The following is a 20,837-nucleotide window of genomic DNA, read 5'->3' on the forward strand; positions in this document are numbered from 1 at the left end:
TCCCACCGCTGCCCAGCGGACCATCCGAGGCTGAGACAAGACACCATGAACAACCTGCGCCCCCTCGCTCGCCTGTCCCCGATCACTACCGTGCTGTCCCGCAAGAATCCTAAAATCCTGCTGGGTGGTTCGCATCAGCCGACGTTATTGCGTTATCTGGACGGCTGGCCACGGCGTCGCGGCGGCTCTTGTGCCTTTCTTATTCAATTTGCTGATACGACCCAATCGCTGGCTCACTATGCCAACGACCAGTTCGACCTGGCCGTGATCCAGACGCCGGATACCGCCAACGTCGAGCAGGTCATCCGTGATCTGACGCGAATTGCCCGTCAGGGGCTTATCACCCTCGGCTGAGAAACACTGCAACTCGCCGTTCTCTCTCGCTATTCAAGCCCTCCCGAAACGGGTTGCGATTGTGCAATCCGTGACCTTCCATCCGCTGAAAACTCGATTGGCCTGAAGCTTTCTGTGCTTCAGTCGATAGCCAGTCGTGTAGTGCAAATCCCTGACAGCGTTTTACAACGCTGGAACCAGTGCGTGACCCAGGCCACTCATCGCATGTCCTTGCCATGTCTGATCGCATCTCTCCGACTTTTCGTACAAAGCCTGACGCACCGATTTTTCGCATAAATACACCAATACAACGAGAAAGGGATCGTCTCAAAAAAGGCCCTGAACGGCTGTCGCTAAAAAATAGTGAATGAGAATCTGATGAACATATTGAGCCCTGCCGTTTACGTTACAAACCGTGTCCGCTTCCCCATAAAGTTTTTTATTCTTGGCGTGATTGTCCTCATTCCTCTGCTTTTTCTCGGTATCCGGGTGATGCAGACGCTCAACGCCAGCATCGATACCCTCAGTCATGAACAGGTAGGCCAGAAGTACCTGCTGGACGTGACCCCCGTATTGCGTCTGTCCATGATGCAACGTGCGTTGACCCACGGCATGCTCAGCGGTAACGAGAATGCCAAGGCCGATGTCGCGCGCAATGCCGATAAACTCGAGCAGGCCTTCAATGACCTGACAATCCTGGACGGGAAGTTCGGCAAGGATCTGGAAACCGCTGACCGGGTGCAGAAGTTGCGTGCCGATACCCGTGAATTGATCGAACGAGCCAAGAACGGTGGGGATCCATTGACGATCTTCAGTGCCTGGAACGACCAGTTGACCAGGGTGCTGGGTTTTATCTATTACATTTCGGCCACCTCCGGAATGATTCTGGACGAAGACTATGGCTCGTTGTTTCTGATTGACCTGAGCACGCTGCGCCTGCCTCGGCAAATCAACGTGGTCGGCCAGATTCGCGGCCTGGCCAACGGTTTCAGTGCCGACCGCCAGATTGACGAGACTACCCGCGCCTTTGCCCTGAACCTGATGAAGCAGGAAGCGCAGATTCGCCAGGAGTTGCAGCAGAGCCTGCGGCTGCTGCGTCGCGAAGAGCCGGAACTCACCGATGTGGTGGAGCAACCCGTTACCCTGGCCATCAACGACCTGGAAAGCCTGAGTCGTGACCTGATGGACTATCTGGACCCGGGCAAGCGCTCGAACGTAAACGCCAATACTCTGGGTGAGCGTGGCAATGCCGTGGTCGCGCAGTTCTACAAGGCGCAGGAGCAGATGCAGGCTTCGCTGCAGAACCAACTCGCCACCCGCCTGCAGGATCGTAACAATGAACGCATGTTCTTTATCGGCCTGTTCGTCGTTCTCGGCGTCTTGCTGCTGTACGCCTTTGCCGGTATTTACAGTGCTCTGCGAAGCGCAGTGGAAGAACTGCTGAGCGTGACTGCCCGCATCGCTCAGGGCGACCTCACTGCCCGTGTAAAAGTAGGCAGTCGTGACGAGATCGGTGATGTCGGTACTGGCCTCAACAGCATGGTCGAAGCGTTCTCCCATTCCTTGAGCCAGGTCGAGCGCAGTTCGCATTCCGTCTCCGAGTCCGCGCAACGTCTGGAGCGCTCGATCAGCCAGGCCAAGCAATCCATGGATGCCCAGCAGGCCGAGACGGAGCAGGTCGCCACGGCGATCAACGAAATGACCACCAGCGTGGCCGACGTGGCGCACAACACCGAAGGTGCTGCCAGTGCCGCCGAAGCAGCCAGTAATGCTTCGGCCAAAGGCCTGCAAGTCATGGGTGAAACCCGTGCAACCATCGAAGCACTGGTCAATGAAGTGCAAATCAGTGGCCAGAAAGTCGAAGCCCTGGCCACCCACAGCATGGAAATCGGCGGCGTGATCGAAGTGATTCGCACCATCGCTGACCAGACCAACCTGCTGGCCCTCAATGCGGCCATTGAAGCAGCGCGGGCGGGTGAGCAGGGTCGAGGCTTTGCCGTGGTGGCAGATGAGGTGCGCACTCTGGCTTCACGCACACAGAACTCCACCGAGGAAATCCGCCGCATCATTCAGCAACTGCAAGGCGCTACCGACGAAGCCGTGCAGCAGATGAAAGCCGGTCAGGACCGCGCCCATGCCTGTCTCGATGCTTCTGAGCAGGCTTCAGGCACCCTTAAACAGATCAACGAAGCCGTGGACGGAATCGTTGGCATGAATACCCAGATCGCCAGTGCAGCCATACAACAGCACTCGGTTTCTGAGGACATCAACCGTAACGTCATAGGCATACGCAACAGCAGTCTGGTGGTCATGGACGGTGTGAACGATAACGCAGTGACGGCGGACGAACTGTCATCACTGGCCAGCGAACTGCGCACCGTGGTCAGCCGCTTCCAGTTATCCCGATAACTCCCACAGGCCTTTCAGTAACCAAATACTGAAAGGCCTACTCCTTCCTGCTCTTGCTTGCAGCTTGCAGCCTGCAACTTCTACTATCATGCCCCTCTGTTTCCCTACCCCCGCTGCAAACACTGCCTGCGAGATTCCTCTTTTGCCTACAAACATCATTACAACGGAAGGTCATGAGGCTCTGAAAAAGGAGCTGGATTACCTGTGGCGAGAAAAGCGTCCCGATACCACCCGCAAAGTCACCTGGGCGGCGTCGTTGGGGGATCGCAGTGAAAATGCCGACTACCAGTACAACAAGAAACTGCTCCGCGAGATTGATCGCAGGGTTCGCTACCTTCGCAAGCGGCTTGAAGATGTGCGGGTCGTCGCCTATTCCCCCGAGCAGGAAGGCAAAGTCTTTTTCGGGGCCTGGGTCGAGATTGAAAACGAGGCGGGAGAGATCAAGAAATTCAGGATCGTGGGGTATGACGAGATCTACGGTCGCAACGACTACATCTCCATCGACTCACCCATGGCTCGTGCGCTGCTGAAAAAGGAAGTGGGCGACGAGGCGGTGGTGCAGACACCTGGCGGAGAGGTGCTGTGGTGGATCAATGAGATTTTTTACGGCCAATAATGTTCGCGAATAAATTCGCTCCTACGCAGATTGTGTAGGAGCGAATTTATTCGCGAAAGGCTCAACCCTCGCGCAGCACCGTCAGCGGGCTGGCATTCAAGGCGCGACGTGTACCGAACACACCGGCGCCGCCCACCAGCAGGGCACCGATCAGTGGCAGCAACAACAGCCATGGATGCGGTTGCCAGGCCAGATCGAAGGCGTAGCGGTACAGGACCAGACTGACCAGTTCGCAGCCCAGCGCGGCCAGCAGGCCACTGGTTGCGCCAAGCAGGCCGAACTCGATGCGGCGAGACTTGATCAGCAGCTTGCGTTCGGCCCCCAGGGCGCGCAGCAAGGCACCTTGGCGGATACGCTCATCAAGAGTCGCCTGCAAGCCCGAGAACAGCACGGCAATGCCGGCTGCCAGCACGAACAGCAGCACGAACTGCACCGCCAGGGTCACTTGATCGAGGATGCTGCGCACCTGAGCCAGCAGGGCTTCCACGCCCAGGATGCTGATGGCCGGGTAGGCACGGGAAAGCTCGACGATCTGCTTGTCCTGGCCGGGCGGCAGATAGAAGCTGGTCAGGTAAGTGGTCGGTAGGTCGGTGAGGGTGCCGGGCTGGAAGATCATGAAGAAGTTGGGCTGGAAGGTATCCCAGTTCACGTCCCGCAGGCTGGTGACCACGGCTTCGCGAGTCAGGCCGCCGACGATGAAGCTCAGGTTGTCCCCCAGCTTGATTCCAAGGCTGTCTGCCAGCTTGGCTTCCACCGAGACTCCAGGCTTGGCGTCAGCAGCAGTGGCAGGTGCCCACCAGTTACCGGCAGTCAGCCTGTTGCCTTCGGGCATATCGGCCGCCCAGGTCAGGCTCAGATCGCGGCGGGTCGCATTTTCGCCGCGTGAGTCCTTGGTCACGAAGTTGCCGACCGGTTCGCCGTTGATGTTCACCAGACGGCCCGGCACCACAGGGTAGAGCGGGGCAGAGTGGGTCGACAGGCGGCTCAGGGTCTGGGCGAAGTTTTCTTTCTCGGAAGGCAGGACGTTGAGCACGAAATAGTTCGGTGCGTCCTTGGGCAACTGGTTCTGCCAGGTGTCGAGCAATTCACCGCGCAACAGGGCTATCAGCCCCATGGACAACAGGATCAGCCCGAATGCCAGCGACTGACCGGCTGCGGCCAATGGATAGCGCAGCAACTGGCCCAGCCCCAGCCGCCATGGCAGCGAGGCACCGGAAAGCAGGCGACGCAGGCTCTTGAGCGCCAGCAGCAACAGGCTGCCCAGCACCAGCGCGGCCACGATGCCGCCACCCAGCAGGGCGAAGGTCAGGACCAGATCCAGGCTCAGACGCCACATGATCAGACCAAGCGCCAGCAAGGCCGCGCCGTAGACCAGCCAGGAACTGGCCGGAATCGGCAGCATGTCCCGGCGCAATACGCGCAATGGCGGTACGCGGCCCAAGGCTGCCAGCGGCGGCAGAGCGAAGCCGGCCAATGCGACCAGACCGGTACCGATCCCGGCAACGGCGGGCAGCAGACCGCCAGCGGGTACGGTGGCCGGCAAGAGATTTTGCAACAGGGCAAACAGGCCCAGTTGCGCCAGCCAGCCCAGCAAGGCTCCACTCAAACTGGCCAGCAGGCCGATGATCGCCAGTTGCAGGCTGAACAGGGTCATGGTTTCGCCACGGGACAGGCCCAGGCAACGCAACAGCGCACTGGAGTCAAAACGTCGGGCGGCGAAGCGCGATGCCGAGAGTGCGACCGCGACACCGGCCAGCAGTACGGCCACCAGACTCGCCATATTCAGGTAACGCTCGGCCTTGCCCAGTGCGCCGCCGATCTGCTGGCTGCCGTCCCGGGCGTCCTTGATTTCCTGATGAGGTTCAAGGCCTGGCTCTATGGCTTTACGGTAGGCCGCCAGAACCTCGGGAGGCCCGCTCCACATTTCCCGGTACTCGACCCGGCTGCCCGGTTGCACGACACCGGTGGCGGCAAGGTCTTGCAGGTTGATCATCACCCGTGGCGTCAGGCTGTAGAAGTTGCCGGCGCGATCAGGCTCGTAGGTGAGGATGCGGGTCAGCTTCAAGGTCTTGGAGCCGACATCGATGTTGTCGCCGATCTTCAGGTTTACCGCCGGCAGCAGTCGTGCCTCGGCCCAGGCTTCTCCCGGTTCGGGACCGTTACCGATCTGTTCAGGCTGGTAGAGGTCGGGAGCGCTTTTCAGGTCGCCACGCAGCGGGTAGACGTCATCCACTGCCTTGATGCTGGAGAGCTGAATACCACTATCGGTAGCGATTACGCTGGAGAACAGCACGATTTTCGCGTGGTCGAGCTTGAGCTGCTCGCCCGCTTCTATCTGTTCCGGGCGGGCAGGGCTTGAGCCTTCGAGGATCAGGTCGGCCCCGAGGAATTCTGTAGCCCGCAGCATCATGGCGCCATTGAGGCGTGCGCCGAAGTAGCCGATGGCGGTGCTGGCGGCTACAGCGACCAGCAGCGCGAAGAACAACACCCGCAACTCGCCGGCGCGGGCATCGCGCAGCAGTTGTCGGGCAGCAAGGCTGAGCAGGCGAACAAAGGGCAGGCGTGCCATCAAGGCTCCAGAGGGGCGACCAGACGCCCACCTTCAAGACGGATCAGGCGTCGGCAACGATGGGCCAGGCGCTCATCATGGGTGACCAGTACCAGCGTCGTATTGCGCTCCTTGTTCAACTCGAACAACAGATCGCTGATGCGCTCGCCGGTGTGGCTGTCCAGGTTGCCGGTCGGTTCGTCGGCGAACAGCACATCCGGATCGGCAGCGAAGGCGCGGGCAATCGCGACCCGTTGCTGTTCGCCACCGGACAACTGGCGCGGCGTATGGGTCAGGCGCTTGCCCAGACCGACGCGCTCCAACAGGCTGCGCGCTTTTTCACGTGCATCCTTCCGGCCTTCCAGCTCCATGGGCAGCATGACGTTTTCAAGGGCATTGAGGCTGTCGAGCAGCTGGAACGACTGGAAGACGAAGCCGACGTGTTCGGCACGAACCCTGGCGCGCTGATCTTCATCCAGCTGGCTCAGGTTGCGTCCCGAAAGGGTCACGGCACCGGCACTGGGAAGATCCAGCCCGGCCAGCAGGCCCAGAAGCGTCGATTTGCCGGAACCTGAGGAACCAACGATGGCCAGCGTATCTCCCTTGTTTAGTTCCAGAGAGAGTTCGTGCAGGATAGTCAGGTCACCTTCGGTGCTGGGGACCACTTTACTGAGGCTTTGAGCACTGAGAATACTTTCACTCATGGAGAGTCCGATGCGTGCGTGGTTTTTAAGTGCTGGCCTGGGTTTGTTGCTGCTGTCACAAGGGGCAGTGGCGGGCACGGTATTGATCGTTGGAGATAGTATCAGCGCGGCTTTCGGCCTGGATACCCGTGTCGGCTGGGTCAGCCTGCTCGAGCAGCGCATGCGCAGCGAGGGACACACCGATAAAGTCGTCAATGCGTCGATCAGTGGCGACACCAGTGCCGGAGGCCTGGCGCGGCTGCCTACGCTGCTTGCAGAGCATAAGCCCGAGCTGGTTATTCTCGAATTGGGCGGCAACGACGGGCTGCGCGGGCAACTGCCAGCCCAATTGCAACAAAACCTTACGAGCATGGTTCAGCAGTCCAAGGGCGCCGGTGCCAAGGTGCTGCTTCTGGGGATGAGGATACCGCCCAATTACGGCCCTCGTTACACCACGGCCTTTGCCGAGGTGTACCCCAAGGTTGCTCAGGAAACCGACATCCCGTTGGTGCCTTTCATGCTTGAAGGTGTAGGCGGTGTGGCTGCGCTGATGCAGGACGATGGGCTTCACCCCAACGCCAAGGCACAACCCATGCTGCTTGATAATGTCTGGCCGAGCCTGAAACCGCTGCTTTGAGGCTTTTCTAGGCGGGGTCTTTCGGCTAATGTGGCGCCCCCTATCTGGAGCCCCCCATGCCGCGTCCCGCCTGGTCCCTATATGCCTATCAAATGATCGAGCCCGATGAACAGCTCGATCTGTTCGCGTGCCAGGAAGTCAGGGTGCATCTGATTGCGCGACAGCTGGAGCTGGGCGGCTCCATCGATCGTACCTTGTGCGGCACCTTGCTTCCGGCGCAGCCACGCTGGTCGGGGGTCGAGCAGCAGGCCTTGACCGATGAGCGGCTGTGCCCGTTGTGCAAGGCGATTCTCGACGCTCAGCGGCGCGGGATGCATCCGATCTGGCCTGAACTGTAGCTGTCTCTGTCCTGCGCCTGTCTCCCGGTTCTGTAAGCGCCGGTGTACACTTCATTACTTTCCCCATTCGCCGTTTAGCCGAAGGATTTCCCCGGATGTTGTCGCGCATTCCAGCCGTTACCCGCTGTCTGTCGCTTGCTGCTCTCTGTGTGGCCAGCTCTGTCAATGCACTGGAGTTTCCATTGCCTGCGCCTGGAGAGGACATCATCGGGCAGGTTCAGGTGATCAAGGCTCGCTACGAGGATACCTTTGCCGATATCGGCACCAAGTACGACCTGGGTTATCTGGAGATGATCGCGGCCAACCCTGGCGTCGATCCATGGTTGCCGGGCGAGGGCACCGATATCGTATTGCCGACCCGCTTCATTCTGCCGCCGGGTCCGCGTGAAGGTATCGTCATCAATCTGGCCGAATACCGCATGTACTACTACCCCAAGGGCCAGAACGTGGTGCATACCTATCCTCTGGGTGTAGGGCGCGAAGGCTGGGGGTCGCCGATCGGTGTGACCAAGGTGATCGCCAAGACGCCGAACCCGACCTGGACGCCTCCGGCGTCGATTCGCGCCGAGCACGCGGCCGATGGCGACATCCTGCCCAGCGTCGTGCCTGCCGGTCCTGATAACCCGCTGGGGCCGTTCAAGTTCGGGCTGGGCATGTCCGGTTACCTGATCCATGGCTCGAACAAGAAGTTCGGCATCGGCATGCGCACCAGTCACGGTTGCTTCCGCATGTACAACAACAACGTGCTGGAACTGGCAGACATGGCGCCGGTGGGCACGACGGTGCGAATCATCAGCGAGCCCTACAAGTTCGGTATCAGTGGCGGCAAGGTGTATCTGGAAGCCCATACCCCGTTGGACGATCAGGGCAACCCGTCTGTGGTCGACAAGCACACCGGGGTCATCAATGCCTTGCTCAAGCGTGAGGATCTGGCCAACAACCTGCGCATGAACTGGGATCTGGTGCGTGATGTGGTCGCTGCCGAAGATGGCATGCCGGTCGAGATCGCGGTTCCGGGCACTGCGCCAGCGGCTGCCGAGGCCCCGGTGATCTTTCAATAAGCTGTCTTGAGTCCTGGCCAGCCTGAGCGGGCTGGTCAAGGCCTGCATGCTGAATCGCAGGCAATAAAAAAGGCTGACCCGTGCGAACGGGTCAGCCTTTTCAACAATCCCGAGGGATTATTACTTGCGGCTAGCTTTGTCCAGCATGCGCAGAGCGCGCTCGTTGGCTTCGTCAGCAGTTTGCTGAGCTTTTTGAGCAGCAGCCAGAGCTTCGTCAGCCTTGCGATAGGCTTCGTCGGCACGTGCTTGCGAACGAGCTGCTGCGTCTTCGGTAGCTGTCAGACGAGCTTCGGTTTCTTTGGAGACGCTGCTGCAACCGGTGGCCAGAACTGCGGCCAGAGCCAGAGCAGAGAATTTCAGAACGTTGTTCATCGTGTTCCCCTTCAAGGACTTTTCTTCAAATTAGTCATCTCTCGAAAGTGAGAAAATGACCGGCGTACATAGTACCCATTGTTTGTAGTAAGTAAACTGACGAAGCGCAAGAAGGGATAAAATTCTTGGCTTTGAAAGTGTTCCGTACTACTTCTCATGCAATCTGTATAAAAACTATCCACTTTGCCGCGTCAGCGTGGGACAGTGGCTCTGACGAACGCCTGGCTCAAGAAGACACGTGCCGCCATGACCCGGAATCCGGGTGCTGTGGCTTCATATCGGCCACTTCATGTCCAATGTCGCGCCTTGCTCTTGAGCAGGCTCGTTATCTAAAAGGACTGCGGTGACTTTCAATGTTCATGGACGTCTCAATCGACAACATCCGGCGAGGACTGGTTCAACCGTGCCCGTAAATATTGGGTCGAACATGCATTTTATGATCGATAGGCTTGAGCATCTTCTGTAAGGACGCCTACTATTTGGAGGTGCTGTTTGTTGGAGATCTGCAATTCTTTTCTCGGTGTCCAGGCAGGCACGGGGTGGCGTAGATATTCCTTCGCCGGAAAAACATCGGTAAGGTAGGGGTCAAAATCCAAGACCCGCGAGGAGTAGTGATGAGCGAGGCGTTGTCCATCCACCATGATAAGACTGGCCATCAATTTGAAGTCAACGTTGAAGGTCATCGTGCCTACCTGACCTATATGGACCTGGGAAAACAGACCCTGGATTTCTACCGGACCTTCGTGCCGGACGAGCTGCGTGGCAGGGGCATTGCGGCTGCCCTGACCGAACATGCGCTCAATTATGCCGACAGCATGGGGTACACCGTGATTGCATCCTGCTCGTATGTTGAGCGCTACATGGAGCGCCACCACCGCCAGGCTGCCAAGATCTGAAGGCACATCCAGCACCATGAAAAACGCCGGGCATATGCCCGGCGTTTTCGTTGGTGCGTGACCGTTAACCGCGATTGCGGGCCGGCAGTACACCCTTGAGCTTGGCATGCATGCTGCGCAGGGTTTTTTCGGTGCTTTCCCAGTCGATACAGGCATCGGTGATCGATACGCCGTATTGCAGTTCCGACAGGTCTTTGGGAATGGCCTGGCAACCCCAGTTCAGGTGGCTTTCCACCATCAGGCCGATGATCGACTCGTTGCCTTCCAGAATCTGGTTGGCGACGTTCTCCATGACCAGAGGTTGCAGGGCAGGGTCCTTGTTGGAGTTGGCGTGGCTGCAATCGACCATGATGTTCGGACGGATATTCGCCTTGTTCAGTGCCTGCTCGCAAAGAGCGACGCTGACCGAGTCATAGTTCGGCTTGCCGTTGCCGCCGCGCAGTACCACGTGACCATAGGCATTGCCCTTGGTGGTCACGATGGAAACGCCGCCTTCCTGGTTGATACCCAGGAAGCGATGCGGGCTGGAAACCGATTGCAGGGCGTTGATTGCAACCGTCAGGCCGCCATCCGTGCCGTTCTTGAAGCCCACGGCCGACGACAGGCCGGAAGCCATTTCGCGGTGGGTCTGGGATTCGGTCGTGCGGGCGCCGATGGCAGACCAGCTGATCAGGTCTTGCAGGTATTGCGGGGAGATCGGGTCCAGCGCTTCGGTAGCGGTTGGCAGGCCCATTTCCGCGAGGTCCAGCAGCAATTGACGGCCGATGTGCAAGCCATCCTGGATCTTGAAGGAGTCATCCAGGTACGGATCGTTGATCAGGCCTTTCCAGCCGACGGTGGTACGTGGCTTCTCGAAATACACGCGCATGACCAGATACAGGGTGTCCGAAAGTTCGGCAGCCAGAGTCTTGAGGCGTGCGGCGTATTCTTTTGCTGCCTTCAGATCATGAATCGAGCATGGCCCGATCACGATGAACAGGCGATGATCCTTGCCGTCGAGAATGTTGCGGATCACTTCCCGGCCCTGGCTTACAGTGTGCAGGGCTTTCTCGGTAAGAGGAATTTCGTGCTTGAGTTGATCCGGCGTGATCAGAGTCTCGTTGGATGCAACGTTGAGGTCGTCAATCGGTAAATCAGCCATCGTGTTACTCATCAGGTCACGGGTATTGGCCGCACGCAGTGTTTCTTGCGGCGGTGCTCAGCATGGTTGAGCGTATCGGGGAGCCGAACCTTAGCGCGTTACCCTGTTGCTCGACAATGGGTAAACGTGGCTTTGAGGCTGTCGGGCTGTAATAAAGACAGTACTTGAAGCAAGGATAGCCGCTTGCTCTCGCCGTGAATTTGCAACCGGTCGGCATGCATCGGATAGTGTGCGGACAATCAGAACTGCCATGAGGCAGACGATATTGAGAGGATGAGTATGACCCGTGATACGCAACGACCAAGGATCGGCATTATCGGCACCGGTGCTATTGGTGGTTTTTATGGCCTGATGCTGGCGCGTGCCGGTTTTGACGTGCATTTCCTGTTGCGCAGTGAATTCAATGCAGTGGTTCGCAACGGCCTGCAGGTGAACAGTGCGGTGCATGGTGATCTGTCGCTCAATCCGGTCCAGGCTTATTGCTCCGTTGCAGACATGCCGCCTTGCGACTGGTTGCTGGTGGGCACCAAAAGTACCGGCAATGGCGGCCTTGCGCCTGTCATTGCCCGGGCTGCGGCGCCGGGAGCCAAAGTCCTGCTTTTGCAGAATGGCCTGGGAGTGGAGGATCAGTTGCGGCCCTTGCTGCCCGAGAGTCTGCACCTCCTGGGTGGTTTGTGTTTTATCTGCGTGCATCGTGCGCAGCCCGGGGTTGTGACCCATCAGGCTTTTGGTGCCGTGAGTGTCGGGTATCACAGTGGCCCGGCCGTTGATCAGGAAAGCCGTCAGGCAGTGGTCGAAGAATGTACGGCGCTTTTTCAGAGGGCAGGAGTCGAATCCCATGCCATGGCCGATCTGCAGCAGGCCCGCTGGCAGAAGCTGGTCTGGAATGTGCCCTATAACGGTTTGTCTGCCCTGTTGCAGACCAGCACTACGCCATTGATGGTCGATCCTTGCAGTCGTGAACTGATCAAGGCATTGATGGATGAGGTGGTGCAGGGCGCCGAGGCTTGTGGCTATGTCCTGCCCGAAGGGTATGCTCGTCAACTGTTCGAGGTGACCGGGAAGATGCCGGATTACAAACCCAGCATGCACCACGACTTCGTCGAGGGGCGACCGCTGGAGCTGGAGGCCATCTATGCCAGGCCGCTGGCCGCCGCGCTGGAGGCTGGATACGACATGTCGCGGGTCAGGGTGCTCTATCAGTCTCTGGCGTTCATCGGACGTCGAAACGTTTGATTCGATCAGTCAACAAGGAGGCGATCATGGCAGACCGTGATGAGCATAAACTGGTGCTGGCGATTTCCTCGCGGGCACTGTTCGATCTGCGTGAAAGCCATGCGGTGTATATGGCGGACGGGGTCGAAGCCTATCGCCAGTATCAGATCGATCATGAAGACGAAGTGCTGGAGCAGGGCGACGCTTATCTGCTGGTGGAAAAGCTGCTGAGTCTCAACGCCAGCCTCAGCAAGGCGCGGGTCGAGGTCATACTCGTTTCGCGCAACAGCGCCGATACCGGGTTGCGGGTCTTCAATTCGATTCAGCATTACGGGCTGGATATCACCCGTGCCGCTTTTGTCGGCGGGCGCAGTCCCTATCCTTATCTGGCGGCGTTTGGCTGCCACCTGTTTCTTTCAACCCATGCCGAGGACGTACGCAGCGCTCTGGATGCCGGATTCGCTGCGGCAACCATTCTTTCCGGTGGCGCACGGCGGGCGGCCAGTGCCGAGTTGCGAATCGCGTTCGACGGCGATGCGGTGCTGTTTTCCGACGAATCCGAGCGCATCTACCAGACCGGCGGGCTGGCGGCCTTTCAGGCCAGTGAACGCGAGTCGGCGCGTGAGCCTTTGCGCGGCGGACCTTTCAAGCCGTTTCTGGCAGCGCTTAACCTGTTGCAGCGCGAGTTTCCCGAGGAAAACTGCCCGATTCGTACGGCCCTGGTCACGGCCCGCTCTGCTCCGGCCCACGAGCGGGTGATCCGCACCCTGCGCGAGTGGGACATTCGTCTGGACGAGTCGCTGTTTCTGGGTGGTTTGCAGAAGTCTGCTTTTCTTGAAGCGTTCGCGGCCGATGTCTTCTTCGACGATCAGCCCGGCCATTGCGAAAAGGCCCGGGAGGTTGTAGCTACCGGCCATGTTCCCCACGGCATCAGTAATGAAATAAAGCTTTGACAGCACAAGGCGCAATAAGCCGTATTCGTAGTCTTGGGTGCGCTGCTAAGCTGAATCAATCTCCGTCATTCCGGTTGTTCGGGAGGTTATATGATTCGTTCGATCCTGTATGCCACAGACCTCGGTCTGTATGCGCCTTACGTGGTGCAACATGCGCTGGCAATGGCTCGAACGTTCAATGCCGGCCTTTACGTCATTCATGTTGTCGAGCCCATGGGTCTGTTCGCCGAGTCGGTATTGCAGAGCTACCTGGGGGAGGATGCGTTGAAGGACCTTCACGGCAAGGGCGTGAGTACATTCATGGATGGAATAGAGCAAAGGATGCTCGACGGGTTTCGTGAAGAACTAGGAGAAGGTCATAAAGACCTGTCTTTCATCCGCGCAGTGAGGGTCGTTCAAGGGGAGCCATGCAATGTGATCCTTGAGCAGACACGCGAGCTGGCAGTGGACTTGCTGGTGCTAGGTAGTCATAGCCATATGGCGAAAGAGGGCGCGCCGATAGGTCGTACGGCCGCCAGGGTTTTACAGCTTTCTGATGTACCGGTTTACATGGTGCCCATGATGCAGAACAGAGGACGGGGGTAGGGTGGGGGTGTAAATGATGGTTTAAGTGAAATCGAGCGTGCGATTACCTCTCAAAGGTGATAAAAAGTTCTAGCGTTATTCACCAGACCATTAATCCAGTTATATACCGTCGCTGATACCCCTAGGGTTTATCTGCTTTGAGGGATACATATGAAGCTCCAACAATTGCGCTACATTTGGGAAGTGGCGCACCACGACCTCAACGTTTCCGCGACGGCACAGAGCCTTTACACCTCGCAGCCCGGCATCAGCAAGCAGATACGCTTGCTTGAGGACGAGTTGGGGGTCGAAGTTTTTGCCCGCAGCGGCAAGCACCTGACACGGGTCACGCCAGCCGGTGAACGCATTATCACCACTGCTGGCGAGATTCTGCGCAAGGTCGAAAGCATCAAGCAAATTGCCCAGGAATTCTCTAACGAGAAAAAGGGCACCTTGTCGATCGCAACCACCCATACCCAGGCGCGTTATGCCTTACCGCCTGTCATCAGTAATTTCATCAAGCAATACCCGGACGTTGCATTGCACATGCACCAGGGGTCACCGATGCAGATCGGGGAAATGGCGGCTGACGGGACCGTTGACTTCGCCATTGCTACCGAAGCGCTGGAGCAGTTCGGTGATCTGGTCATGATGCCGTGCTACCGCTGGAACCGCTGTGTAGTGGTGCCTCAGGGCCATCCCCTGACCAAGGTACCCAAGCTGACCCTGGAGCTGCTGGCCGAATACCCGATCGTGACTTATGTATTCGGGTTCACCGGGCGCTCCAAGCTTGATGAAGCATTCAGCCACCGCGGGCTGGTGCCCAAGGTCGTTTTCACGGCGGCGGACGCAGACGTGATCAAGACTTATGTGCGCCTGAATCTGGGGGTCGGTATCGTTGCCAGGATGGCAGTGGATGAAGAGCTCGACAGTGACCTGGTCATTCTTGATGCCAGCGACCTGTTCGAGTCAAGCATCACCAAGATTGCTTTCCGTCGCGGTACTTTCCTGCGTGGCTTCATGTGCGACTTCATCGAGAAGTTTGCTCCGCACCTGACTCGCGAAGTCATGGCCAAGGCGATTCACTGCCACAACAAACAGGAGCTGGAAGAGCTGTTCGAGGGTGTGGAACTGCCTGTGCATTGATGGGCCTGTTTTCGCGAATGAATTCGCTCCTACACAGATGATGTAGGAGCGACTTCAGTCGCGAATTGGCATCACCCCTTGGTAATCAGGTTCCCGGCGTGCAACCCGCATTCCTTCTGCGTCGCCTCTTCCCACCACCAGCGGCCTTCACGTTCGTGCTGGTTCGGCAATACCGGGCGCGTGCAGGGCTCGCAGCCAATACTGATGAAACCGCGTTCGTGCAGGCTGTTGTAAGGCAGCTCAAGCATGCGGATATAGCCCCAGATTTCTTCGCTGCTCATCTGTGCCAGAGGGTTGAACTTGTACAGCGTGCGTTCGGGCGTCGAGAAGGCGCTGTCGACTTCCAGGGCGGCTACCGCGCTCCGGGTGCCAGGGCTCTGGTCGCGACGCTGGCCGGTGGCCCAGGCCTTGACGTCTGACAGCTTGCGGCGCAGGGGTTCGATCTTGCGAACGCCACAGCATTCGCCATGACCGTCCTTGTAGAAGCTGAACAGGCCCTTTTCCTTGACGAAAGGCTCAAGCTTTTGCTGGTCCGGGGAGATCAGTTCGATATCGATCCTGTAATGCTCGCGGACCTGCTCGATGAAGCGATAAGTCTCTGGATGCAGGCGACCGGTATCCAGGCTGAACACTTTGACGTTCTTGTTCAGCTTCCAGGCCATGTCCACCAGCACCACATCTTCGGCACCGCTGAAGGAGATCCACAGCTCGTCACCGAAATGTGCGAAGGCCAGTTTCAGAATGTCCTGAGCAGACTTGTTGGCATACGTCGCGGCGAGTTCAGCGACGTCGAAGGGTTGGCTCATCAGGCGGCTTCCTAGGTACAAGAGTGGCGCTTAAGCGCTCGTGATGGCGGCAATGGTAACAAAATCCATCGCTCAATGGCCTGTCTGACGTGTTCTGGGTTTGTGCCAGTACGGCTTGCGCTGAAATGGCAACAGACTCTAGAGTGCCGCTTCGCTTGATCTTGAAATCCCATTGAGGAGTGTTCTGTGGAAATTGCCTGTCTCGACCTGGAAGGGGTGCTGGTCCCGGAAATCTGGATTGCCTTTGCCGAAAAAACCGGCATCGAATCGCTGCGTGCGACCACTCGGGATATTCCCGACTATGACGTGCTGATGAAGCAGCGGCTGCGCATCCTCGATGAGCATGGCCTGAAGCTGTCGGATATCCAGGAAGTGATCGGCACCCTCAAGCCGCTGGACGGCGCGGTCGAATTCGTCGACTGGCTGCGCGAGCGTTTCCAGGTGGTGATTCTGTCGGATACTTTCTACGAGTTTTCCCAGCCGCTGATGCGCCAACTGGGTTTTCCGACCTTGTTGTGCCATCGGCTGATCACCGACGAGACGGACCGCGTCGTCAGCTACCAGTTGCGTCAGAAGGACCCGAAGCGTCAGTCGGTACTGGCTTTCAAGAGCCTGTATTACCGCATCATCGCTGCTGGTGATTCCTACAACGACACCACCATGCTGGGCGAGGCCGATGCAGGCATCCTGTTCCATGCCCCGGAAAACGTCATTCGCGAATTCCCGCAGTTCCCGGCGGTGCATACCTTTGAAGACCTGAAAAAGGAATTCATCAAGGCCTCGAACCGGGATCTGTCGCTGTAGATCCATTCGCGACTGAAGTCGCTCCTACACATATCGTAGGAGCGACTTCAGTCGCGAATAAAGTTCTCCAGTGTCCTGAGCAACACCCGCACCTTGGTAAAAGACTCCTGATACTCCGACTCCCAATCGGAGTCTGCCACGATTCCACCGCCACCCCAGCAGGAAATGCTGCCGTCCTTGACCAGCAGGCTGCGGATGGCGATGGAGCTGTCCAGTTCACCGCGCACGTCCAGGTACATCAGCGAGCCGCAGTACAAGGCGCGGCGTGTGGGCTCAAGTTCGTCGATGATCTGCATGGCGCGGATCTTTGGGGCACCGGTAATCGAGCCGCCGGGGAAGCTGCCGGCGATCAGGTCCAGGGCATCCTTGTCTGCCGCCAGTTCGCCGGTCACGCTGCTGACCAGATGATGCACATTCGGGTAGCTTTCCAGGCTGAACAGCTCCGGCACTTTCACTGAACCGGTGGTGCAACTGCGGCCCAGATCGTTACGTAACAAATCGACGATCATCAGGTTTTCGGCGCGGTCCTTGATGCTTGAAAGCAGTTCCTGCGCATAGGCCTCATCTTCGATTGCATCGCGACCCCGTGGGCGGGTGCCTTTGATCGGGCGGGTTTCGACTTCCCGATGGCTGACTTTGACGAAGCGCTCCGGCGACAGGCTCAGGATCGCATCGCCGTCGGGCAATGACTGGTAGCCGGAAAACGGCGTTGGGCATGCTTCGCGCAGAGCGCAGTAGGCAGTCCATGAGTCGCCTTCGCAGCGAGTCTGAAAGCGCTGGGCAAAATTGACCTGATAACAGTCACCCGCCTGGATGTAGTCCTGAATACGGGTAATGGCCGTGCGGTAATCCAGTGCGCTGAGGTCGGCCTGGAACGGGCTGCTCAAGCGGAACTCGCTCGGGACCGAGTCGCTGCCCGGCTGCTGAAACAGCTCCAGCAACCGCAAGCGTTCAGATTCCGGCAGTGCAGGGTGACAGACCAGTTGCGTGGTGCCTGCCTGATGATCACTGATCACCGCCCAGGCATACAGGCCCAGGCGAGCATCCGGCAGTTGCAGGTCATCGATAGCCAGGGTTGGTAACGGCTCAAGGCGACGACCGAAGTCATAGCCCAGATAGCCGATCAACCCACCCGCAAAGGGCAGTTCGCTGTCAGAGGGCAATTGTGCAACGCCCAGACGCTCAAGGCCGTCGCGCAATCGTTGCAGAAATGCCGTACCGGATTCACCTGGCTCTACAACCAGATGCTCCAGCGGCCATGCGCTGAGCAGATCAAACCTTCCGCGATCCGCCTCAGGACGACCACTGTCCAGCAACACAGCGCCCGGTGCGTGACGGACCCGTTTGAAGTATTCAGCAGGGTCAGATGAATAGCGCAAGGGGTAAAGGGTGCAGGTCGGCATTCGCAGAAATCGGTCGGCAGTATCGGGTGGGTGATTCTAAGGCTCAAGTGCCAGTATCTCCTAGTACTCTGTTTGGGAAACGGGCTGTATTCTTGTCCTGAAGAAGTATTTTGATGGAAATGATCATTTGACTGTAAAGGCAGCTTTACAACTAATTCCATCGTGTCCCAGGTCGTGATGTACAAGTGCTTTATCGCTGATTTGAATAGCTTGTATGAATCTAGGAAGAGAATGTTAATGAAATGATTCAGTTATTCTTGAAAGGGATAAGCCTGCTTTTTTTATTGTGAATTGATTGGCTCTTCATCGTTTATTTATCTTTTGTTCGTGGGAATAAGGCTACATTCCTCTAGGAAAGGTCCTACATGATTATAGGTTTTGTATTGTTATTCTTCGGCGCCGTTGATGACGTACGCATTGTCGTTGTCGCTTTTATAAAACGAAGGAATAAGTCATGTTTTTTTATAATTCGTCGAAGTCTGCTGCTTCAGGCAGAGCATTGCGAACACTGTGGATTACTCCGTTGATGTTATTTGGCTATCATGGTGCCGCTCTGGCGGAAACCGTTATTGGAGGCCCCAGGTATATCGATAGCACTTACTATAAGACTGAGTGGTTTGTCATGAATGGAGGGGTGCTTAATGCCGATGGTGCCAAGGCTACTTATATAAGAGTGGAGCACGGCGGTGCGCTGAACTTTACGGATACGCAGGTGACGGGTGAGGGGGCTATCTTAGGTATTGCCATCAGTTTTCTGGGCGGTGCAGGGAACTTCATTGGCGGCAGTATCGGGGGGGCAAATGCACTTATTGGCATGCGCGTAACTGCCGCCAATGCGCTGATGAATGGCACTATCGTGAGCGCAAATGAAATAGGCATTGATATGTTGGCAGGGAGCACTGTGACGCTCTCGGGAAGTCAGGTCAGTGGCACGGGTGCCAATGGCGTTGGGGTTCACATGTTCAACGGGGAGTTGAGGGCCACTAACGGTACGGTCATTTCCGGGGCCGTAAACGGTATCAACGTCACTCAAAGTCGTGATGTTTCGGGCCCTGGTAATCCTTTCATCGAACTGGACAACAGCCAGGTCATTGGGCAGACAGGTGCTGCAATCGTTGTTGATCCCCCTTTTGGCAGCACTGACTTGACGAACATCATTGTAAAGAACGGCTCAAGTCTGACGGGGGGGAACGGGAATATTCTCGAGGTCAATGGCGCTACGGCCACAATGGATGTATCAGGCAGTGCGCTTGCGGGAAATGTTCAGGTCACTGACAGTGGCAAGCTGGATTTGAGCCTGGACCAGAGCACCCTGACGGGCGACGTGATCGCTGAAGCGGGCAGTACTGCAAATGTTGCACTCTCCAATAACTCCGTTCTGACGGGCCGTCTTGAAAACCTCAGCAGCCTGGCGATCAATAGTGCTGCGAGGTGGGTGATGGTTGAAGACTCCACGGTCAGCAACCTGACCATGGATGGCGGCTTCATCAAGATGGGTGAGCCGGATGCGTTCTACAGGTTGTCGGTGGGCAATCTGTCAGGTAATGGCACCTTTGTCATGGACGCCGATTTCTCCCAGGGCAAAGTCGACTTTCTCGATGTGACTGGTACTGCAACCGGCAATCACTCCTTGCTGGTGGGGGCGACCGGTTCCGATCCGCTTGCCGACTCGTCCATGCATGTGGTGCATACCGCCAGTGGTGACGCACAGTTCTCGTTGCTCAACGGGCCGGTAGATATGGGCACCTACACTTATGAACTCAGCCAGCAAGGTGGTAACGACTGGTATCTGGTCAATACCGGCAAGGTCAGTTCGAGCACTGGCGCGGTACTGGCATTGTTCAATACGGCGCCTACTGTGTGGTATGGCGAGTTGTCCACCCTGCGCAGCCGTATGGGTGAGTTGCGTTTCAAGGGCGGGCAGCCAGGCGGCTGGATTCGTACCTATGGCAACAAGTTTGACGCCAAGGCCGCGTCCGATGTCGGTTACAAACAGACACAACAAGGGCTTTCCTTTGGTGCCGATGCCCCATTGCCATGGGGTGACGGGCAGTGGCTGGTCGGTCTGCTGGGTGGTTACAGCAAGTCGGACCTGAATCTTGATCGCGGTACCACCGGGCAGGTCAACAGCTACTATGTCGGCGCTTATACGACCTGGCTCGATCAGGACAGCGGCTACTACTTTGACGGTGTTCTCAAGCTCAACCGCTTTCGTAATGAAGCCGATGTCAGCCTGAGTGATGGTTCCGAGTCGAAGGGCGATTACGACAACAGTGGTGTGGGGGCTTCCGTCGAGTTCGGCAAGCATATCAAGCTCGATGATGGCTATTTCGTCGAGCCTTACACGCAACTGGCAGGCTTGATGGTTGAGGGCAAGGATTATTCTCTGGACAACGGCATGCGGGCTGAAGGTGATGATACCCGGTCACTGGTCGGCAAGCTGGGTGCTACGGCAGGTCGTGATTTTGATCTGGGCGAGGGCCGGATTGCCCAGCCTTATATTCGTGCCGCTTACGTGCATGAGTTTTCTCAGGACAATGGTGTAAAGATCAATGGCAACGACTTCAATAATGATCTTTCCGGGGCGCGAGGTGAACTGGGTGCCGGTATTGCCGTTTCAATGTCGGATCGCCTGCAACTGCATGCCGATTTTGATTACAGCAATGGCAAGAAACTTGAGCAGCCGTGGGGTGCCAATATAGGGTTGCGTTATAACTGGTAAGGGTTGTCATGGATCATGAGGGAAGCGAAAGCTTCCCTTTTTTATTCGTGAAACGAATATCGGAAGGTTTAATTCATCTGCCGGGTACTGGCAGTTCTGACAGTATCCAACTCTTCACGGGGGGCGTTTAATGGTGTTCGAGCAGGGGCGGTGTTAACAGGAGGCTCGGCCGCTCTTGAACGAATCATTC

The 20,837-nt window shown here is 57.5% G+C and carries 19 protein-coding genes and 1 pseudogene; 14 read left to right on the plus strand and 6 right to left on the minus strand.

Features of this window, described 5'->3' with window-relative positions; all coding sequences use genetic code 11:
• Positions 1-45: 45 nt before the first annotated feature.
• The 4 genes and pseudogenes from Q6A51_RS18280 to greB all read left to right on the plus strand — a co-directional run bounded on the left by Q6A51_RS18280 (position 46) and on the right by greB (position 3,358).
• The gene (locus Q6A51_RS18280) at positions 46-354 is read left to right on the plus strand and encodes a class I SAM-dependent methyltransferase (protein WP_304575418.1); all 309 of its coding nucleotides are present in this window, start codon (positions 46-48) and stop codon (positions 352-354) included.
• A gap of 1,323 nt (positions 355-1,677) precedes the next feature.
• Positions 1,678-1,872, plus strand: a pseudogene (locus Q6A51_RS27565) (HAMP domain-containing protein); the annotation flags it as partial.
• A 159-nt stretch (positions 1,873-2,031) separates the two neighbouring features.
• Complete coding sequence (locus Q6A51_RS27570) at positions 2,032-2,742, plus strand: methyl-accepting chemotaxis protein (RefSeq protein ID WP_405046161.1); 711 nt, start codon at positions 2,032-2,034, stop codon at positions 2,740-2,742.
• A gap of 142 nt (positions 2,743-2,884) precedes the next feature.
• On the plus strand, positions 2,885-3,358 hold the full coding sequence (gene greB, locus Q6A51_RS18290; RefSeq protein WP_201002464.1) for a transcription elongation factor GreB: 474 nt from the start codon (positions 2,885-2,887) through the stop codon (positions 3,356-3,358).
• 61 nt (positions 3,359-3,419) lie between these two features.
• On the opposite strand, the gene Q6A51_RS18295 is transcribed toward greB, so the two are convergent.
• The gene (locus tag Q6A51_RS18295; RefSeq protein WP_304575420.1) at positions 3,420-5,927 is read right to left on the minus strand and encodes an ABC transporter permease; all 2,508 of its coding nucleotides are present in this window, start codon (positions 5,925-5,927) and stop codon (positions 3,420-3,422) included.
• Positions 5,927-6,610, minus strand: coding sequence for an ABC transporter ATP-binding protein (locus tag Q6A51_RS18300; RefSeq protein ID WP_122317868.1), 684 nt, complete (start codon positions 6,608-6,610; stop codon positions 5,927-5,929). Before Q6A51_RS18300 ends, Q6A51_RS18295 begins: the two co-directional genes overlap by 1 nt.
• 10 nt (positions 6,611-6,620) lie before the next feature.
• Between Q6A51_RS18300 and Q6A51_RS18305 the strand changes: the two genes are divergently transcribed.
• The 3 genes from Q6A51_RS18305 (at position 6,621) to Q6A51_RS18315 (ending at position 8,625) form a co-directional block, all read left to right on the plus strand.
• Positions 6,621-7,226: an arylesterase gene (locus Q6A51_RS18305; RefSeq protein WP_201020602.1), complete on the plus strand. Its 606-nt coding sequence runs from the start codon at positions 6,621-6,623 to the stop codon at positions 7,224-7,226.
• Positions 7,227-7,282: 56 nt separating this feature from the next.
• Entirely contained in the window at positions 7,283-7,564 is a 282-nt protein-coding gene (locus Q6A51_RS18310) for a hypothetical protein (protein ID WP_117164303.1), read from the plus strand.
• A gap of 95 nt (positions 7,565-7,659) precedes the next feature.
• Complete coding sequence (locus Q6A51_RS18315; protein ID WP_201002458.1) at positions 7,660-8,625, plus strand: L,D-transpeptidase family protein; 966 nt, start codon at positions 7,660-7,662, stop codon at positions 8,623-8,625.
• 120 nt (positions 8,626-8,745) lie between these two features.
• On the opposite strand, the gene oprI is transcribed toward Q6A51_RS18315, so the two are convergent.
• The gene (oprI, locus tag Q6A51_RS18320; protein ID WP_002553018.1) at positions 8,746-8,997 is read right to left on the minus strand and encodes an outer membrane lipoprotei OprI; all 252 of its coding nucleotides are present in this window, start codon (positions 8,995-8,997) and stop codon (positions 8,746-8,748) included.
• 614 nt (positions 8,998-9,611) lie between these two features.
• Here oprI and Q6A51_RS18325 point away from each other — a divergent pair.
• Complete coding sequence (locus tag Q6A51_RS18325; RefSeq protein WP_304575421.1) at positions 9,612-9,893, plus strand: GNAT family N-acetyltransferase; 282 nt, start codon at positions 9,612-9,614, stop codon at positions 9,891-9,893.
• A gap of 64 nt (positions 9,894-9,957) precedes the next feature.
• Here the strand turns inward: Q6A51_RS18325 and Q6A51_RS18330 are convergent, their stop codons facing one another.
• A complete protein-coding gene (locus tag Q6A51_RS18330; RefSeq protein WP_201002453.1) occupies positions 9,958-11,034 on the minus strand; it encodes a 3-deoxy-7-phosphoheptulonate synthase in 1,077 nt (358 codons plus the stop codon).
• 279 nt (positions 11,035-11,313) lie between these two features.
• Between Q6A51_RS18330 and Q6A51_RS18335 the strand changes: the two genes are divergently transcribed.
• The 4 genes from Q6A51_RS18335 to cysB all read left to right on the plus strand — a co-directional run bounded on the left by Q6A51_RS18335 (position 11,314) and on the right by cysB (position 14,912).
• Complete coding sequence (locus Q6A51_RS18335) at positions 11,314-12,270, plus strand: putative 2-dehydropantoate 2-reductase (protein ID WP_201002451.1); 957 nt, start codon at positions 11,314-11,316, stop codon at positions 12,268-12,270.
• A gap of 26 nt (positions 12,271-12,296) precedes the next feature.
• Positions 12,297-13,202 (plus strand): 5'-nucleotidase, encoded by a 906-nt coding sequence (locus tag Q6A51_RS18340; RefSeq protein ID WP_201020600.1) that lies wholly within the window; start codon positions 12,297-12,299, stop codon positions 13,200-13,202.
• A 90-nt stretch (positions 13,203-13,292) separates the two neighbouring features.
• Entirely contained in the window at positions 13,293-13,787 is a 495-nt protein-coding gene (locus Q6A51_RS18345) for a universal stress protein (protein ID WP_201020599.1), read from the plus strand.
• Positions 13,788-13,937: 150 nt separating this feature from the next.
• A complete protein-coding gene (cysB, locus tag Q6A51_RS18350) occupies positions 13,938-14,912 on the plus strand; it encodes an HTH-type transcriptional regulator CysB (protein WP_201002444.1) in 975 nt (324 codons plus the stop codon).
• A 71-nt stretch (positions 14,913-14,983) separates the two neighbouring features.
• Here the strand turns inward: cysB and Q6A51_RS18355 are convergent, their stop codons facing one another.
• Positions 14,984-15,718: a phosphoadenylyl-sulfate reductase gene (locus Q6A51_RS18355; protein ID WP_201020598.1), complete on the minus strand. Its 735-nt coding sequence runs from the start codon at positions 15,716-15,718 to the stop codon at positions 14,984-14,986.
• Positions 15,719-15,904: 186 nt separating this feature from the next.
• On the opposite strand from Q6A51_RS18355, the gene thrH reads away from it, so the two are divergent.
• Complete coding sequence (gene thrH, locus Q6A51_RS18360) at positions 15,905-16,522, plus strand: bifunctional phosphoserine phosphatase/homoserine phosphotransferase ThrH (RefSeq protein WP_201002440.1); 618 nt, start codon at positions 15,905-15,907, stop codon at positions 16,520-16,522.
• Between the two features lie 47 nt (positions 16,523-16,569).
• Here thrH and pabB read toward each other — a convergent pair whose 3' ends face one another.
• Positions 16,570-17,925: an aminodeoxychorismate synthase component I gene (pabB, locus tag Q6A51_RS18365; RefSeq protein ID WP_304575422.1), complete on the minus strand. Its 1,356-nt coding sequence runs from the start codon at positions 17,923-17,925 to the stop codon at positions 16,570-16,572.
• 454 nt (positions 17,926-18,379) lie between these two features.
• Between pabB and Q6A51_RS18370 the strand changes: the two genes are divergently transcribed.
• A complete protein-coding gene (locus Q6A51_RS18370) occupies positions 18,380-20,647 on the plus strand; it encodes an autotransporter outer membrane beta-barrel domain-containing protein (RefSeq protein WP_445177112.1) in 2,268 nt (755 codons plus the stop codon).
• Positions 20,648-20,837 lie beyond the last annotated feature (190 nt).

It is taken from the genome of Pseudomonas serbiensis (genome assembly GCF_030580745.1).
Classification (GTDB): domain Bacteria; phylum Pseudomonadota; class Gammaproteobacteria; order Pseudomonadales; family Pseudomonadaceae; genus Aquipseudomonas; species Aquipseudomonas serbiensis.